The sequence below is a fragment of the Nonomuraea diastatica genome, assembly GCF_004349015.1.
Classification (GTDB): domain Bacteria; phylum Actinomycetota; class Actinomycetes; order Streptosporangiales; family Streptosporangiaceae; genus Nonomuraea; species Nonomuraea diastatica.
Genome location: NZ_SMKP01000215.1, coordinates 1 through 16,966, shown reverse-complemented (window position 1 = coordinate 16,966; position 16,966 = coordinate 1). Strand labels below are relative to the sequence as shown.

Annotated in this window: 14 protein-coding genes; 6 read left to right on the top strand and 8 right to left on the bottom strand. The window is 66.8% G+C overall.

Annotation, left to right across the window (positions count from 1 at the left end; genetic code table 11):
- Positions 1–351: 351 nt before the first annotated feature.
- Positions 352–2,988 (top strand): pyruvate, phosphate dikinase, encoded by a 2,637-nt coding sequence (ppdK, locus tag E1294_RS44885; RefSeq protein WP_132517723.1) that lies wholly within the window; start codon positions 352–354, stop codon positions 2,986–2,988.
- Positions 2,989–3,061: 73 nt separating this feature from the next.
- On the opposite strand, the gene E1294_RS44880 is transcribed toward ppdK, so the two are convergent.
- The 3 genes from E1294_RS44880 to E1294_RS44870 form a co-directional block, all read right to left on the bottom strand.
- Positions 3,062–3,481, bottom strand: a complete 420-nt coding sequence (locus E1294_RS44880) for an ester cyclase (protein ID WP_132517721.1) — start codon at positions 3,479–3,481, stop codon at positions 3,062–3,064.
- A 93-nt stretch (positions 3,482–3,574) separates the two neighbouring features.
- Entirely contained in the window at positions 3,575–3,973 is a 399-nt protein-coding gene (locus tag E1294_RS44875; protein WP_132517719.1) for a hypothetical protein, read from the bottom strand.
- A 241-nt stretch (positions 3,974–4,214) separates the two neighbouring features.
- Positions 4,215–5,132, bottom strand: coding sequence for a ParB/RepB/Spo0J family partition protein (locus E1294_RS44870; RefSeq protein ID WP_165977836.1), 918 nt, complete (start codon positions 5,130–5,132; stop codon positions 4,215–4,217).
- Between the two features lie 1,461 nt (positions 5,133–6,593).
- Here E1294_RS44870 and E1294_RS44865 point away from each other — a divergent pair.
- The 4 genes from E1294_RS44865 to E1294_RS44850 are packed head-to-tail and all read left to right on the top strand — an operon-like array spanning position 6,594 to position 10,555.
- Complete coding sequence (locus tag E1294_RS44865; protein WP_132517715.1) at positions 6,594–7,595, top strand: Gfo/Idh/MocA family protein; 1,002 nt, start codon at positions 6,594–6,596, stop codon at positions 7,593–7,595.
- Positions 7,592–8,518 carry a carbohydrate kinase family protein gene (locus E1294_RS44860; protein WP_165977835.1) on the top strand — a complete coding sequence of 309 codons (927 nt, stop codon included), beginning with the start codon at positions 7,592–7,594 and terminating at the stop codon, positions 8,516–8,518. The genes E1294_RS44865 and E1294_RS44860 overlap by 4 nt, the downstream gene beginning before the upstream one ends.
- Positions 8,493–9,251: a hypothetical protein gene (locus tag E1294_RS44855; protein ID WP_132517711.1), complete on the top strand. Its 759-nt coding sequence runs from the start codon at positions 8,493–8,495 to the stop codon at positions 9,249–9,251. Before E1294_RS44860 ends, E1294_RS44855 begins: the two co-directional genes overlap by 26 nt.
- Entirely contained in the window at positions 9,179–10,555 is a 1,377-nt protein-coding gene (locus tag E1294_RS44850; RefSeq protein ID WP_342775152.1) for a M20/M25/M40 family metallo-hydrolase, read from the top strand. The genes E1294_RS44855 and E1294_RS44850 overlap by 73 nt, the downstream gene beginning before the upstream one ends.
- Positions 10,556–10,637: 82 nt before the next feature.
- Here E1294_RS44850 and E1294_RS44845 read toward each other — a convergent pair whose 3' ends face one another.
- Complete coding sequence (locus E1294_RS44845; protein ID WP_132517707.1) at positions 10,638–11,315, bottom strand: hypothetical protein; 678 nt, start codon at positions 11,313–11,315, stop codon at positions 10,638–10,640.
- Between the two features lie 232 nt (positions 11,316–11,547).
- Here E1294_RS44845 and E1294_RS44840 point away from each other — a divergent pair, with 232 nt between their 5' ends.
- Positions 11,548–12,150 (top strand): hypothetical protein, encoded by a 603-nt coding sequence (locus tag E1294_RS44840; RefSeq protein WP_132517705.1) that lies wholly within the window; start codon positions 11,548–11,550, stop codon positions 12,148–12,150.
- Positions 12,151–12,194: 44 nt separating this feature from the next.
- Here E1294_RS44840 and E1294_RS44835 read toward each other — a convergent pair whose 3' ends face one another.
- The 4 genes from E1294_RS44835 to E1294_RS44820 all read right to left on the bottom strand — a co-directional run bounded on the left by E1294_RS44835 (position 12,195) and on the right by E1294_RS44820 (position 16,726).
- Complete coding sequence (locus E1294_RS44835) at positions 12,195–13,856, bottom strand: class I SAM-dependent methyltransferase (RefSeq protein ID WP_132517703.1); 1,662 nt, start codon at positions 13,854–13,856, stop codon at positions 12,195–12,197.
- Positions 13,857–13,858: 2 nt separating this feature from the next.
- Positions 13,859–14,422, bottom strand: a complete 564-nt coding sequence (locus tag E1294_RS44830; RefSeq protein ID WP_132517701.1) for a hypothetical protein — start codon at positions 14,420–14,422, stop codon at positions 13,859–13,861.
- The gene (locus E1294_RS44825) at positions 14,412–15,380 is read right to left on the bottom strand and encodes a hypothetical protein (protein WP_132517699.1); all 969 of its coding nucleotides are present in this window, start codon (positions 15,378–15,380) and stop codon (positions 14,412–14,414) included. Before E1294_RS44825 ends, E1294_RS44830 begins: the two co-directional genes overlap by 11 nt.
- Positions 15,381–15,520: 140 nt before the next feature.
- Positions 15,521–16,726 (bottom strand): phytanoyl-CoA dioxygenase family protein, encoded by a 1,206-nt coding sequence (locus E1294_RS44820; RefSeq protein WP_132517697.1) that lies wholly within the window; start codon positions 16,724–16,726, stop codon positions 15,521–15,523.
- Between the last annotated feature and the right edge of the window lie 240 nt (positions 16,727–16,966).

Genomic DNA, 16,966 nt, shown 5'->3' with positions numbered 1-16,966 from the left:
CGCGACGTTCGTGCTCTGGCTGCCGCCGCGCGACGGGGTGCCCGGCTTGTCGCCCGAGGACAACCCGCTCGCCTAGCGTCTTACGGGAGGCGCCTCCGCCGGTCGGCGGGGGCGCCTCCGCCATGCGTGGGGGCGGGTGCCGGGATCGTGTGGTCGGGGACCGCTTCTCCTTTCCCAAGAATTGGTTTAAACCAATTGGTCTAATCCAATTTCCCGGCTAACGGTCGTATAATTGGATTAGACCTTTCTGGGGGCGTTCACCTGCACAAATGTTGTCTTATGAGAGGAGTGCAGTTTCGTCATCAATTTCGCCGGTAGAGTCCGGTTCAGAGGCGTCGGATTGGAGCTGTGGTGGCCAAGTACGTTTACGATTTCACCGAGGGCAACAGGAATCTCAAGGATCTTCTCGGCGGTAAGGGAGCCAACCTCGCCGAAATGACCAACCTCGGGCTGCCCGTTCCTCCCGGATTCACGATCACCAGCGAGGCCTGCCGCCACTACCTGGCGGAAGGCTCGACACCGGGAGGCCTGGAGCAGGAGGTCGCGGAGCATCTGGACGCGCTCGAGGGCCGCATGGGCAGGAAACTCGGGCAGGCCGGCGACCCGCTACTCGTCAGCGTACGCTCCGGGGCGAAATTCTCCATGCCGGGCATGATGGAGACGGTGCTCAACATCGGGCTCAACGACGAGTCGGTGCACGGCCTGGCCAAGCAGGCGGGCGGCAACGAGCGTTTCGCGTGGGACTCCTATCGCCGGCTCATCCAGATGTTCGGCAAGACGGTGCTCGGGATCGACGGCGACCTGTTCGAGCGGGCGCTCGACGCCGTCAAGGGCAGGCGCAACGACACCGACCTCGACGCGGGCGAGCTGCAGCGGCTCGTGGAGACGTACAAGGGCATCGTCCGCGAGCAGACGGGCGACGACTTCCCCGCCGACCCGCGCGAGCAGATGCGCCTGGCCGTCAGGGCCGTCTTCGACTCGTGGAACGCGCCACGCGCCATCCTCTACCGCCGCCAGGAGCGCATCCCCGCCGACCTCGGCACCGCCGTGAACATCATGGCCATGGTCTTCGGCAACTACGGTGACGACTCCGGCACCGGCGTCGCCTTCACCCGCGACCCCGGCTCGGGCCGGCAGGGCGTCTACGGCGACTACCTGCAGAACGCGCAGGGCGAGGACGTGGTGGCCGGCATCCGCAACACGATCCCGCTCCAGGAGCTCGAACGCATCGACAAACACTCGTACGACGAGCTCCTAGCGATCATGGAGACCCTGGAGAACCACTACAGGGACCTGTGCGACATCGAGTTCACGATCGAGCGCGGCAAGCTCTGGATGTTGCAGACGCGCGTCGGCAAGCGCACGGCGGCGGCCGCGTTCTGCATCGCCACCCAGCTCGTCGACCAGGGCCTGATCACGCTCGACGAGGCCGTCACCCGCGTCACCGGCGACCAGCTGGCCCAGCTCATGTTCCCGCGCTTCGACGCGGACGCCGACCGGAAGAAGATCGGCAAGGGCATGAACGCCTCTCCCGGCGCCGCCGTCGGCAGGGCCGTCTTCTGCTCGGAGCGGGCCGTCGAGCTGTCGGAGCAGGGCGAGGACGCCATCCTGGTCCGGCGCGAGACCAACCCCGACGACCTGGCCGGCATGATCGCCGCCAGGGGCATCCTGACCAGCCGCGGCGGCAAGACCTCCCACGCGGCCGTGGTCGCCCGCGGCATGGGCAAGACGTGCGTGTGCGGGGCGGAGGAGCTGGAGGTGTCCACGGAGGAGCGCAGGTTCACCGCGCCGGGCGGCGTGGTCGTCTCCGAGGGCGACCTCATCTCCATCGACGGGACCACGGGGGAGGTGTTCCTCGGGGAGGTGCCGGTGGTGGACTCGGCGGTCGTCGACTACTTCGAGGGCGCCGAGCCGGACGACGAGCTGGTCAGGGCCGTCGACCGGATCATGCGCCACGCGGACGCCGCCCGCCGGCTCGGCGTGCGGGCCAACGCGGACACCCCGGACGACGCGGCGCGGGCCCGCCGGTTCGGCGCGCAGGGGATCGGGTTGTGCCGCACCGAGCACATGTTCCTGGGGGAGCGCAGGCGGCTGGTGGAGGACCTGGTCCTGGCGACGGCGGACGACGAACGCCAGGCTGCGCTGAACGCCCTGGAGCCGCTCCAGAAAGCAGACTTTGTAGCGATATTTCAGGCTATTGACGGCGATCCCGTCACCATCCGCCTCATCGACCCTCCCCTGCACGAGTTCCTCCCCGACATCGTGGACCTCTCCGTCGAGGTCGCCACCTCATCCGACGTCACCGACAAGGACCGCAGGCTCCTGGCCGCGGTCAAGCGCCTGCACGAGCAGAACCCCATGCTCGGCCTGCGCGGCGTACGCCTCGGCCTGGTCATCCCCGGCCTGTTCGCCATGCAGGTGCGCGCCATCGCCCAGGCGGCGAAGGAGGTGCCGGGCGCCCGGCCGGAGATCATGATCCCGCTGGTGGCCGCCGTACAGGAGCTGGAGTCCGTACGCGAGGAGGCCGTCAGGATCCTCGCGGAGGCCGGCGTCGAGGCCCTGGTCGGCACCATGATCGAGGTCCCCAGAGCGGCGCTGACAGCGGCCAGGATCGCCGAGGCCGCGGAGTTCTTCTCCTTCGGCACCAACGACCTCACCCAGATGTCCTGGGGCTTTTCCAGGGACGACGTGGAGGCGTCGTTCTTCTCGCGCTATCTCGACCTCGGCATCTTCGGCGTATCCCCCTTCGAGACCCTCGACAGGGAGGGCGTCGGCCGCCTGATCGAGATCGCGGTCGAGGAGGGCAGGGCCACCCGTCCCGGCCTGCACCTGGGAATCTGCGGCGAACACGGCGGTGACCCTGACTCCGTGCACTTCTGCCACGAGGTGGGGCTGGACTACGTCTCCTGCAGCCCGTTCCGCATCCCGGTGGCCCGCCTGGAAGCCGGCCGCGCCGCGCTGAAGGACACCGACTCCGACACGCGCTAGACGGCCGGACCGCGAGCGCCGCAGGCGGCGGGGATCGGGTTCGCGCCCTGATCCCCGCGGGGGTGCGGTCTGGCTAGGACGGAACGGCGCCGAGCTGTCTCAGCTGCGTCAGGAGGTCGACGACGCCCCAGATCTCAGCGATCCGGCCGTCGGCGAAGCGGAAGATGAAGATCTCGTTGTACGCGACGGACCGGCCGGTCGGCGGGAGGCCCCTGAACTCGCCCTGGTGGGTGCCGGTGACCGTGTTCCTGGAAACGACCTTGTCTCCTTCGGCGATCACGTCCTCGACCTCGACGCGCATGTCGGGGAATCCGCGAAGAAGCACCGCCCACACCTGCTTGAGCGCCTGCGGTCCCGGCAGATCCGTCGGCACCGGCGCGTGGAAGATCATGCCCGGATCGACGACCTCGTCGATCGTCGCCGCGATGCGCTCCGCGTCGCCGCTGTTGATGGCCTCGTGGAAGTGCTGGAACGTCGCTCTGTTGCCTGACATGGGTTTTCCTCGGATCGACTGGGCCGCCGGTGGCGGGTGGATGGTATCCCACCAGTACGACACATCGCCTCGGAATGTGAGGCGGCGGCGCCCTCACGGCCGGCGGAGCGCGCGGACCACGCCCCTGACCCAGAGGCCGAGCACCACGATGCTTGCCGCGCCGAGGATGGTGATCAGCAGCCAGTCCGAGGAGCCGGTCACCGGGTAGACGATGTACGGGTTGCCGGTGTCCTCGGCCGGAACGCTGTCGCCCACCCGCCTCAGGCCGTCGCCCGTCGCCCGCGTGACGCGTCGCCGGGCCGACGAGTCGTCGGCGACGAAGGAGCCCACCCACGTACAGGTCCGGCCGCCGCAATCGTGCTCGGTGGCGGTGAAGACGCCGGGGACGCCGGAACCGAACTGGGCGGTGTACGCGGGCACGATGTCGCGCGCCGCCAGGAACAGCAGCATCGCGGCGAGGACCGGAGCCCCCAGCCACCAGAGCCAGCGCAACGTCTCACCTTCCGTGCGAGGCCGCCGGGCGGATCGTGTTCACCTCGATCGGCCGCGGACTCGTCGTGCCGGTCGCGGAGCCTCACCGTACCGGAGAGCCGGTCGCGCCGGAGGACGGCGTGGCCGACCGTGGGGGTGCCGCCGTCCCGGCTCGGCCGGGCCTCGCGGTGGTGCGCCTCCTTGCCCGCTCCCGCGCATGGCGTGAACGTCCTGCTTCCGTCGCTCCAGTAGCCGGTCGTCGTCACATGTCGTCGTCCTGCCGCTCCAGTTCGATGGCGAGCAACCTCCAAACATCCGCGTACCCACGAGCAATCTTGGCGACGACGACGGCGCAGTGCGGCGGCACGTTGCCGAGCGTCGTCCGAGCCTGCGTGATGCTCACGACGTGTGCCCCCAGCCAACGCAACAGATGCCGGCCTGACTCGCTGTAGCGCAGCGCGGGATCGCGGCGCAGGCCGTCCAGCATCTCCCCTGGATCCAGAGTGCTCACGGCATGGTGCGCGTCCGGCCTGCCCGCCGCGGCGCGCGACGGTTCTCGCTCGTACGGCGTGCGGTGCCGGGAAGGCACGGGATCTTGGCCTGACGCGAGGCGTGCGCGCACATCCCGCACGGTCCCGACCGAGACGCCTGCCTCCCGCGCGATCTCCCGTAAAGAGGCGCCCGGCCGGTCGATGATCGTGCGGGAAGCGATTCGCCGGCCCTCCGCGGTGCTCAACGGCCGCACTTTTCCGTCACGGCCGATCCGCTGATCGGTTATCCCGCCGTGAGAGACGTGGCGAATGCGGGCAACCGTCTTTGCGGAGAGGCCCGTGATGGCGGCGATCGAACGGTCCGACAGTTGCGGATGGGAACGGATGATGCGTGTCGCCGCACTTTGGCGTTCTGCCTGCGTGAGCGGCAATCCATGCTTGATGTTCGCGGCGACCGCAAGCCGGAAGGCCTCCGCCTCATTGCCGCGGAAATAGTGCGCATCTATTTCTGTCAGGCCCTTGAGAAGTGCCGCTTCAAGCCGGTGCATGCCGTCGATGACCTGCATGGTCGGATAGTGAACTATAATAGCGGGTAGAGGATCATCGACTTCCGCTAATATGCGCACATGGTCGCGGTCAATACCGTTGAGGCGCGGCGAATCAGAAATGCAGAGCTTGCTCGTGTGCACTTTGACAGTCTCTTGGGAGAGCCCGGGTTCGTGATCGCCGAGAGCGGGAGATGAGTCGTGTGCCAGCGTCTCAGGAGCTCGGACAGATGTTCCTGAACGAAGTCGTTGAGACATTGCACCACCTTTTCTGGGTTTGCTGAGGTGACGTCGCCTGCCTGGGATCGGTGTTCGCCAGGCAGACTAGGGCTGTCAAGCTCTGCTCAAGGACCGCCGGTCGGGCGTGGTCGCCGCGGCATGGTGATGTCGTCTGCCGGAGCATGGTCTTGATGTTCGCGCAACGCATGGTGAAGGCGTGAGTGGTGTCGTGAAGGGCGCGGCATGGACGGGTCGACGGGGCCGTCACTGATATGGCCTGTAATGCTGCTATCTGCAAGCATGCAGAGCAGAGAACCGGAGTGTGTCAGGTGAACACTTGACAACGAAATAACGATTCACTCAAGCTATGCGAGGGTCGGCGGAGCGTCGCGCGAGGCCACGGGTTCGACCTCATCACGATCTTCGTCCACTGCGTTCAGTTTTCCGCTGCTGCTCCTGTGTGGGCGGCAACCCGCATCATGGCGCGACATGCGCGTTCATCCGATGTCCGCGTCCGGCGCATGGCTGAAAACTCGCAGGACATACTACGATGGGGCGAGGACGACGTGGCAACAAAGGCAGCCTGGTTGACCTTTCTTGTCAGTTGGGGGGCCTCTGAGATTCGTGAGAGAGTTGTGTGCGGTCGGCGGTGATGACGTGCTTATGACTGCAGGCACGAAATGATGCAAACATAGGAAGCCATGTTGGTCAACCGTTAGATCAATCCTGCGGTAAACCTGAGGGTCATCTTTTCCTGGTGGCTACTTGCCGAAAATTCTCCGATTCGTCGGTGGGGACCCGCAAGAACTATGATCGTCAAGTTCCTTGACGCCAAAAGTTCTGAGCGTCTCCGGTCGAGGTCCGGCACACCGGCCGGCGTGCCGCTGCACAAGCCTGCCGAGGCCGGGCAGGCCGTTCCGGGAGCAGGCAGGTACGGCTGCGATGGCGTCTGGGGACGGTCGCGGGTGATCGGCGGCGTTCGTGCCGCGTGCTGTGCTGCCGCACCGGGGCGGCGGTGACACGCGCTTGTCCATTGACACCGTGCGACCCAGGGCACGTGCCGGATCGGCGGCGGACCGGTCCCTTGACAGAAAGCTCCAATGATCCTTATTACGGTTGTTGTCAATTCCGGCTTGACGGATTAATGATGACCATCGACATCCGTATATCGGTCTGTGATCGGTGATGGGGCCCACCCGCTCGACCCGTCTTGCCTGCCACGGAGCTCTGCGACTGCGCCGGTCCGGCGCGCTCGCGCCGCAGAACCATGAGACGCGGGCCCGGAACGTCACCCGGATGGCGAGTTGATCCACCTCGGACACCCAGGTCCACCCGATGAGGAGCAGAACATGACCATGTTTCGGGTACAGATCGGTCGTTGCCGGCATGGAATCCACGGCCATGCGTAGCGTCGTGCTCGGCGTCGGCGGATTCGGGCGCGAAGTACTCCCTGCGCTGGCGGCCAATGGCATCGAGATCGCCGCTGTGGTCGATCGCGACGCTGAGGCTCTGGCCGACGCCATGCGTGCCCACCAGGTGACGCCGTCGGCGGTCTTTGACAGCGACGAGAGCGGGTGGTGGGACACCGACACGCAACTCGTGGTCGATTGCACACCACCAGGCCATCACCTTCGCCACGCGGAGACGGCGTTCCGAGCCGGCAAGGACTTTCTCGTCGCCAAACCGATGGCCCTCACCATGGGGGACGCGTCACGGATGATGGAGCTCGCCACCGCAGCCGACCGGCATCTGGCGATCATCCAGCAAATGCGTTATCTGCCCGCATTCCTGAAGGTGCGCGACATCATCGGCAAGGGCACCCTGGGCCGGTTGGGAGTCGCCACGATCACGTTCAACGTCGAGGGCACCTTCTGGCGTCCTGGTCTCGCCTGGCGGCTGGCGATGGACCAGCCCGTCCTGTGGGAGGGCAGCGTTCACGTGCTGGACCTGGTGCGCTGGGTCATCGACGACGAGCCCGCAACCATCGTCGCGCATGCCTTCAGCCCGCCATGGAGTGAGTTTCGCGGCCCGGCCAGCCTGACGATGTGCGCCGAGTTGCGCAGCGGGGCGGTCGTCCGCTACCTGGCGAACTGGGCGCCGCGCGGAAGCGCCGTGGTGCCACTCAACTCCGGCTGGGAGCTCGAATTCGACCATGGCATCGTACGAGTGGTCGATGAGGGCGTCACGGTCAACGGCGAGGTGCTGCTGGAGCCGTCCGCCCAACCGACGCCGCTGGCCGAACTGAACACGCGGCTCGTACGGTGGTATCTCGGCTGGCTGGACGGCCAGGATCCGACGGGCCCGACCGGTGCCGACAATCTACGCACCGTGGCGTTCGCGGACGCGCTGCAGCGTGCCGCCACGGACGGCGTCCGGGTGACGCTGTGACGGGCGCCCCCGACGTGCCCGTCGTCGTATTCGGTGACGTGTGCCTGCACGTCACCGTCCATCCGTCCGGCTCGGATGAGTTCTGCGCCGGTGATGTGAAGCTGGACCCCGGCGGCAGCGCCGCGATGGTCGCGTTACAACTGGCCGCGCTGGAACGGCGAGTCGCGATGGTGGGCGTGTCCGGCCAGGATCGTCTGGCCGAGCATCTGCGCGAGCGCCTGATCGCGTCCGGCGTCGACTGTTCGCGGTGGACATCCGTGGCGGGCAACACCGCGAGGGTCGCCATCCTCGTCGAATCAGACGGTGGCCATCGCGTCATCGTGGACCACGGTGACATGAAACGGCCCGGCGAGGCGTTGAGCACGCTGGCCCGGGAGCTCCCCCTGCGGGACGACGTCCTGTGCTACGTGCCCGGCTTCCCTGATTACGACCCACTGCGCGTGGCCCTGGTCGAGCAAGGTGCACGCGTGGTGTGTGACTTCGGCTTCCGTCCGTGGCTGACCGATGCCGCGACGGCGCGCGACAATATCGTGTCCCGCGTCAACGGCGTCGCGATCGCGATATGCAGTGGCGCATCCTTCTCGGAAGGAGATAACCGAGCGCTGGCGCAGGCATGTATCGCCGGAGGCGCGGCCGGGGTCGTCACGTCACTCGGGTCGCGGGGATGCCTGGTGAGCGATGCGGAGGGCACCACGCATCAGGCCGGGTTCGCCACCCGTGCCGTCAATACTCTGGGCGCGGGCGACTCGCTGGTCGCGGGTTTGCTGGCAGCCCTGGCCGACGGGCGTTCCCTGCAGGAGGCATGCGTGTTCGCCCAGGCCGTCGCCGCAATGAAGATCACGACACTGTCCCGTCCCGCGACCGTCCACGGCGTTCGCGCCCTACTCGCAACGGCAGGTGATCACGATGACGACCAACGCTGATCTCAGCACCTATCCGATGGGGGACGAGCCCCAGCACAACCTGCAGCGGATGTTCGCCGACATGAAGCGGGTAGAGTTCGCCCGGCGCTTCGTCGATGATGTTCTGCGGGGCGGAACCGATGTCTCCATCATCGCCGTCGACCTCGACCGGTCCGCTGTGGTACGCCGCCGCGGCGTGAGAGAGAAGCGCCATCTCGTCGTACAACTCCATGAGGTGGTGCGTGCGGCACTCCCGGAGAAGGCGACGTTCCTGGATTCCGGATCACGCGACGAGGGATGGATCGTCCTGACCACCGACGATCCCCATGAGCCCTCCCGGCTGGCCGAGCAGCTGCACCAGCTGATCGGCAAACACGACTTCCGCCTGATCGACGGCGACGGTGTGCGGTTGACGGCAAGTCTCGGGGTCGCCCGCTCACCCCTTCACGGCCGTACCGGGCAGGACCTTCTCTGGGCGGTGGGCGAGGCCCTGTGGCACGCCAAGCTGACCCGTGATGCGGTGCACGTGGCCGACGCTCCCGTTGAGGTGCAGCCGCAGACGTTCCCGATAACCGTCGAGCAGCAGCGTCAGCTCGACGCACTGAGCCGGCGGACAGGCCGCTCGGTCGACTCGCTGTTTCACGAAGCGTTACACCTTCTGCTCGAGAACCACGCGCCACGGTGGCATTGGATAGTCGAGAAACGCGGCCCGACAGCAGGCGGGCCGCCACGTCACGGAGCCGAGTCCGCGTGAACGAGCTGGTCACGGAAGCCCAGAATCTCCTGTCCCAACTCATCCGGGCACGATCGTGCAATCCGCCGGGCGACGAAGCGGCCGCCGTGGCGGTGCTGGGCGCATATCTGCGCCGCTCAGGCATCGACTTCACCGTGTACGAGGCCGAGCCCGGACGCGCCAACCTCGTCAGCCGCATCCACGGAGTCGGCGACGGTCCGTCGCTGCTCCTGCTGTCGCACATGGACACGGTTGACGCCGACCCCGCCGAGTGGTCATCGGATCCGTGGGGCGGGATGGTGCGCGACGGCAGCGTTTGGGGCCGTGGTGCCCTGGATCTCAAGGGTCAGGCCGCGGCGCAGGCGGTCGCAGTGGCTTCGCTGCTGCGCTCAGGTGTCGCGTTCCGCGGCGATGTCGTCCTCGCCGCCACCGCCGATGAGGAACTCGGCTCCAGGTGCGGCACCCGATGGCTGCTGGACCGGCATCCTGAAGCGCTGCGGACCGACTACGCCCTCACGCACGGCGCTGGTGACCGGATGGTCCTTGACGACCGCGTGGTCTACTTCTGCGCGACCGCCGAGCGCGTCACCGCCGAGCTCACCGTCACCATCACCGCCCCCGCCGGGCTGACCATGCTGGCCGAGCTCCCGAACGCCATCGCTGAGGCCGGCCGGCTCGTGAGCAAGGTCGCCGGCCAGCACGTCGGCGACACCCTGCTCGAAGAGGTCGCGGTGGTGATGGACGCGCTCGCCGGGCCCGGACGATCGCCGGGCGAGGTCGCCGCCACGGCAGGAAGCATCCACCCCGCTCTGCGCACCTTGCTCACGCCCTTGACCGGAGCCACGCTCGTGCCCGCGAAGATCGTTTCGACTTCCCTCGCTGGGCGCCCATCGGTCTGCGAAATACACTTCGACTGCTGGCTGCTGCCCGGGCGGGACCGTAAAGAGATCGAGGCCGTCCTCGATGCGGCGGCGGTTGAGCTGCCTTACCAGGTCGCCTGGCGGCCGATTCGAGGAGGCAGCCGGTCACCGACGTCCACGCCACTATGGGGAGCGATCGAAAGTTTCGTCCGGCACGTCGATGGTGGATCGCTGCTGTTGCCGCTGTGTGACGCCGGCTTCACCGACTCGCACTGGCTGCGTGAACGGTACGGTACGGTCGCGTACGGGTTCTTTCCCATGCGCGAGATGACGACCTCCGAGGCGGCCCGCACCGTACACGGGCCGGATGAACGGATGCCCTTGTCAGACCTGGCTCTCCAGATCGATTTTTATCGCCAGGTCATCACCTCCATCGGCAACAGCGCATGCGACAGGCAGGGGTGAGCACGGTCAGGGAGACTCCGGCCCACTCACGCTCCAGCGGCCCGGCCGCAGCTTCGCTCGTCGTGATCGCCGGGCCGGGGCGCTACGGCGCGCCGTCAGCGTCGGCCATTCTCCGGTGACCGGCGGCAGCGTCGATACGCGCCCAGGCCGTGACGTACAGATCAGCGGCGAGTCGCGCGCAGAAGCGCGTCAGCTTGTCGCCGTTCGCGACGGACGATCCGGCGTGGAAGGAGGCGTTCGCGGCGAATCTTCGAAGATGCGCAGGAGCGGTGGTGTCGGACGGGTCGGCATCGACACCGCTCTCGGCGCGCTGAACCGCGGTGTGGGCGGTCTCGAGAAGGGAGAACCCCTGGCCGGGAGGGACACCTCGCCCGGCTCGGACCACCTTCGTATACGGACACGTGAGGCCGGGCGCCGGAGGGCCCGGCCAGAGATATCGGTGCCACTCCTCCCGCCCTGTCGGCTCGTCCCAGAAGAAGAGCAACGCCGGCATGAGTTCCGCCGCCGATGCGAAGAAGGAACTGTAGGCGCCCTGGCGGGTCATGGTGGCCAGCGTGGTACGAGTGGCCGGGGCCAGCGCGAGGAAGACCGCCGCCGCGAACGTCCTTTCGAGCTCGGCGCGATCTGCCTGCGCCGGCAGGACGAACCACGCGGCGCTGTCGCGGACCAGGCCGCACTCGACAGTGGCCGCCGACCACCGCTGTTTCATCCCGTGGACCGCCGGACGGCTTATCCCCTGGCGCTCTCCGTCGGACGACATACCGGCAATCTCCTCTGTTATGCCTTGCCAAAATAGCTGAACGCGTGGTCCCGCCGTGTTCCACTCTGTCGTAATGGCCACGTACAGCGAAAGGCGGCTTGCTCCAGTTTGTCGCCCACCCGTATCGTGGCAGCAATATCAGGGTTTCGAGGCCGTGCATTCCAGCGCGGCTGTGGATTTCTCTTACTGAAGTCGATTCGCTGATTCGGCTCACATGTGAGGAGCAGGCAATATGACTGCATGGGGTGCCCTGAAAATCGATTCCAGCGCTGCCGCGCGTGAGGTGCTCGAGCACACGGTCGTCGCCTCGCTCGCTTATGTCTCCGAGCGTTTCTCCGCATCACGGGATCGCCTCGGGATCGCCTGGTTCGGTGGTGACCCGCACGGGTTCGCCGGCGCGGGAGACGATCCCGCCGCGCCACTTCGCCGGATGGCGGAGATCGATGAACTGCTCCGCGCGGAAGGAGCGTCCCCCCACTGGCACGGGCTGGCGAATTTCGTCTGGGTGATGGACGCCCCCACGCTCGCATCGGTTCACGATGCCGCCGGCGCGATCGCCGCGCTCGGCCACGTGCGTGACGTGCCTCTCTGCCATGGCGTGGCCCACGGCAGCGAAGCCGACGACCCAGCCGATCTGCTCCGGCTGGCCGCCGGCAGGGCGAGTTCGTCCGGGCACGTCGGCTCAGGGGAAGAGTGTCTCGCCCTGACGCCCAGGGAGTTCGCGTCCTCCGAAGGCGAGCGGGCGCGGCTCGCACGGATCTCCGAAAACCGAAACCGGGAGATCGAACCCTTGGTGCGCGAGGCGCTGGACCTGCTGTTCACGCGGTATGCCTGAAGGGCGAAGCCGAACGTGCCCACGTCGCGGCTCTCGCACGGCCTTCACGGGTTCCCCGAGGCTGCGAGCCAGTTGATGCTGGTCGTCGGCAGCGTTTCCGGATACAGAACCGAGCGCCGCGAGGTGAATCCTGCGAAGGACGCCGCTCCACGGAAGGCCTCGAAGGGGATGGGGGATTGCCCCGACAGCGCGTGGTAATACCGCAGAGCGAGCGTGTGGCTGTTCTCGAGCCGTTCTCTCACCGTCGCGATATCGAGCGTGTGTGCCTCGATGACCACCAGGCCATGACGTCCACATGCCTGTCTCCACTGTGCGTAGTGCGCCGCCCAGTCCTGCCGCACCGCGTCGGCAGAGATGATCGAACCTGACGGCGTGGCGTACACGCCGTCGGTGATGCGCACTTTTCCGGCCTCGCCCGGCTCCATGTGCCCCAGCGACCGGTTGTGGTCGACGAAGGCACGGACGGACATGATGTCGTCCATGTCGATGCCGCTCGCGGACGTCACTTCCTGTGCCACCGCCGCCGGCCGCCCGACGTCTCCGAGCAGGCAGATCGCCGGCAGGTCTGACAAGTTGCGCTCGCTGATCTCCAGCGCCACCGGGTCCATGTCGACACCGAGGAGAACCAGCGGATACTCCCTGAGGGACTGGCCGCGCGATGTCGAGGTGCAGATAAATTCGTACAGCTCGCGCAGCCACGATCCGTCGCCGCAGCCGATGTCGAGGATCGCGCGGGGCTGCTCCGCCGGCGACGTCTGGTCGAAGTGCCTGGCGACAAGCCTGGTCGCCGCGTGAAAGTAGCCACGATGTGCGGTCGCACTCGCACGAACGTTGATGCCGCGGTCGATCTGCCGCGTGACGTCCACGGGCGAGATCGTCTGACCGGCGGCCACCCGATCCGGGAGCCGGATCAGCGTCTTCGCGTAGGAACCGGCCAGTCCGTACATGGGGCCGAAGAAGGACAGCACCCGCCTGATGCCGGCTTCCGACGTTCCCATGTCCAGGGCGGCGAACACCGGAGCGAGGGCCGCCCGATCGTGCCCGCGGGCGATCCGAGGCAGCAGCGGTACGGCGAGCAGACCTTCCACCAGGCGGAGGAGGAGGTCCGCCGCAGCATCCGGCAGGGAGGTGCGCCTGCTGATCGATGCCTTGGCCGAGGTCAAGATGTCGACGCAGCCGAGAAGACGCTCCGTGGTGTCCTGGTCGGACCATGGCTGGCCACGGTCGCGCCCGCGGATCCCACGGTGAGCGTCGAGGAGGATGTCGAGTGCGAAGGCACCGTCACTCGACGTGGACAGTGACACCACGGAGCCGACGCCGCGGTCGTCATGCATCGCCAGCCAGCCCGCATCGCACGCCGCCACGATCGATGCCGCCACCGCGCAAGGGGACGGCGAGTCGTTGACCAGCTCCGCGCAACTCAGTCGTTCTCTGCTGAGCCGATCGAGGATCCCTGAGGCCTCCAAGGTCGCCAGCGCTGTAATGGCTGCCAGGCCGTTCTGGTGGAGGAACACGCGTCGCAGGAGTTCGCCGTTCCACCCGCTCGCCCGCCGTTCCGTCACCTTCATGACAGATTCCGGCGTGCGGGACCCGAGACCGGCTTCGTCAAGGTCGTTGCTTCCACTGGCGTTGTCCGCAGCATGATCGGTCTCCGCTCTGGCGTCGTTAGTGCCGCCGGCACCGCACCTTCGTTCGCTCGGCGGCACTATCAGGAGGAAGCCTCCATGGCGGCGTGCTTCAGGACATCGCTGTGCCATGTCTCGGCATCCGGAGGCGCCCAATAGAAGTCACCCACCGGCACGCCGAGTCGCTCACACAGGTCACGGGTCGCCCGTGCGCTTTCCGCCCAGGCGCGCACCGCCGAGGCCAGCCCGTCGCTTCCGTGGCCCGTCAAGTCTCCGACCAGGTCGAGAACCGCCTGGCAGTGTGACGTCACCGCGTCCACGTCCAGCGGCAGTGCCGCACAGTACAGAGCGGAAACCCTGCTCGCCAGATCGGGGTTGACGGCCCTGAGCACCGACAATGCGACTCTGGCCCTCGCCGTGGCATGCTCGAACGCGGGCAACGCGGTGCAGCGCTCACGGAGCCACACAGCGACCGACGCGTCGATGAGACTGCCGGCGGTGTACCGTGCCAACCCCAGTTGCCCGGCCTTGAGGGCACCGTCGAGGTCGTACATCAGCGCCATGATCTCGAGGCGGCCGGAGGATTCGTCATGGGATCGCCGGAGCGCGACCGGCATGGGCATCGCCTTCGCGATCTCACCGCGCATGGTTCACCTGCCTCAGCAGTCCGGCATCGATCAGAGCCTCGCGCAACACGAGGCGATGCGCCTCGGCTTGCCAGGCGCTGGGCTCCTGCTTCTGGCCGTCCTCCGCCTTCTGGCCGTCCTCCGCTTTCGGCGGGCCCAGGGCCGGAACGAGCGCGGCGATCGCCGCCGTGTCCTCCGGCAGCACGTCGTGCGCCGCCTTGCGCGTCATGAGGGTCGAGACGTAGAGACGGCGATCGTGCTCGATGGGCGCCGCCGCCTCGGTCATGAGGTCATCGGCGTTCATTTCGGACAGACACTCGGCCAGCACGGTGTCGATGTGCTCGACCGCCTTGCGGACATAATGCACGGGGTCATCCGAGGGGTGAAGCAGCGCCGCGATCGTGCTGACCTCGGCGGAGTCCGAGCCGAAGGCGCGGATCGCCTTCTCGAGGGTGTACTTCGGCGAGGGGTAGAGCTCCCCCACGTCGGTCAGGGTCCCCATGGTGCAGAGGTGGGCGGCATAACTGGCGTAAAGGGTGGAGGCGGTGACGTCACCGCTGTCCAGAGCGATCGTCGCCCGCGCTGAGAAGGCACCGGCGTGAAGGATCGCCCATGACCTGAGCACGGGGCGATACGCCTCCAGCGAGAACACCACGCTTGGTGGGTACGCGCCCTTGACGGTTGCGCCGATGGCAAGCCGGTAGTAGCGATCGAGTTCCGGCCGTGACAGCTGGAGGACCCGGGCGATGTCCTTCGGATCGGTCGTCGCCAGCTTCCTGGTGAGGTCCTCCACCTCCCGTGCCTGCACGTATTCGATGTCCAGCCAGCTTTTCCCGGCGAACGTCATACGCACGGGCACGTCGCGCGGGCGGCTGCTGCTCACCACGAAGAAGTCCAGGTCGGACCGGACGTTGCCGATACCCTCGAACAGAGAGCCCGACACCACGAGGGCCTCTTCCCCGGTGATCGAGGCGGACAACCGTGCCCACACGTCGTAACCGGCTTTGCGGCAAATCAGCTCTATCGCAGTGCGAGTATCCAAGGATCTGGTCCCATCCCAGGGTTACGCTTCTGACGGTTGAGATCGATGGCGGGTGGCTGGTTCAGTGTCGTACGGGGCTACGCGTAGACGTCCCAGGCCGACGAGACGGCGTTCGACCAGTCTGCGTGTTTGATGGTGTACCGATTGTCGACACCGGTGCCGGACATGGGGTCGACCAGCGAGAAACCGGCGTACATCAGGCGTCGCTCACCCTGCTGGGGGGCGACGGTCTCATGCATCACGCACGACAGGTGAACCGTGAGATCGCCCGGTGCGCCGTGGAGAGCCCGGACCGGCAGGTCCACCTCGTCGATGTTGTGATCGACTGCCGGAAAGTTCGTACGATGCGAGCCCGCCATGACCCGGATTCCTCCAGTGACTTCGTCGGAGGGCGCCAGCAGGACCCCGATCGTCACACCATTGCAGAAGTACGAATGCTTTCCTTGCCAGCAGTCCTTGTGCCAGCGAATCTCCGAGGGCCCTTCCACCACGCCGGTGGGTTTGATCAGCGACTCCACCCAGGAAGGGGGAAACGCGAAGGAGTCGCCGGTCAGATTGCACAGGCGCCGGAATGGATCGCTTTCCGCCACGCGCTTGCCGGCTTCCGATATCCGGTCGAAGTGCTTGAGGCGTACACACGTCTCCTGCCCGTTCTCGAGTTTCGCCCACCACCTGTGCGGATCGTCCTTGCGGGCGGTTTCGAGACCGCGGTCGATGTCGGCCGAAATGGCGGCGACGGCATCAGGTCCGACCCAGCCGCGCAGCATCAGGAATCCGGCCTGCTCCAGAAACCTTCCCATTTCGGCGTCATCGTCATCGGGCGTGAACGATCTATTGAGGTCGAGTGGCGAGCCGTCCAAATTCGTGAACGATATGGATGCCGGCTCGTACAGCGAGCGGCCGTCGACCATCGCCCGGAGCACCACGTCCCAGGCAAGCGCCGCGTTCGAATCGCCACTGCTCACCTGCGCGTCCCCTGAGACCAGCAGGGCCAGCATGGTGCGCACCTCCTGGGCCCACTCGGAGAACGCGGCTTCGCTCATGTCGACGACCAGATCTCCGCTGGTGGCGTCGTTAATGATCTTGATGGTTCCCGCTTCGGGGACCAGAGTGCACATGGCGTCGCCGACTCGAAGCGAAAGCGGGCCCAGTCCGAGCCGTGCCGCCGCCCGAGCGGCCTGCGGACCGGTCGTCATGAGCAGGTTCGGCAGTTCCCGGAAGAACGAGCGAGGCTCTATCGGCCGGATGTCGCGGTTGGTGCGTGTGCGCATGTCGATTGTCATTTGAGCACCTCTTCGGGGCGGGCATTGCAATATCTTTCGATATGGCTTCCATATCTCTGTGCGCGAATAGCCATTCGAGTTCCTCACCGATATTGGTCGGGATTCACCGGGATTGCAACAACACAGATGTACACGGAAAGATGTGCCACGCTGGCGGCGCTTCGCTCACGAGCTTTCGGCCGCGGGTGCGGCCGGTCGTCGATGATGATGGCGATGGATCGCCGGCGACCCGCCTTGGGG

Bases quoted from the DNA above. Each gene is read 5' to 3' on its own strand.
- E1294_RS44830 (WP_132517701.1), bottom strand. From the start codon at position 14,422: ATGCGCGGTGAGATCGCGAAGGCGATGCCCATGCCGGTCGCGCTCCGG.
- E1294_RS44840 (WP_132517705.1), top strand. From the start codon at position 11,548: ATGACTGCATGGGGTGCCCTGAAAATCGATTCCAGCGCTGCCGCGCGT.
- E1294_RS44845 (WP_132517707.1), bottom strand. From the start codon at position 11,315: ATGTCGTCCGACGGAGAGCGCCAGGGGATAAGCCGTCCGGCGGTCCAC.
- E1294_RS44820 (WP_132517697.1), bottom strand. From the start codon at position 16,726: ATGACAATCGACATGCGCACACGCACCAACCGCGACATCCGGCCGATA.
- E1294_RS44880 (WP_132517721.1), bottom strand. From the start codon at position 3,481: ATGTCAGGCAACAGAGCGACGTTCCAGCACTTCCACGAGGCCATCAAC.
- E1294_RS44865 (WP_132517715.1), top strand. From the start codon at position 6,594: ATGGAATCCACGGCCATGCGTAGCGTCGTGCTCGGCGTCGGCGGATTC.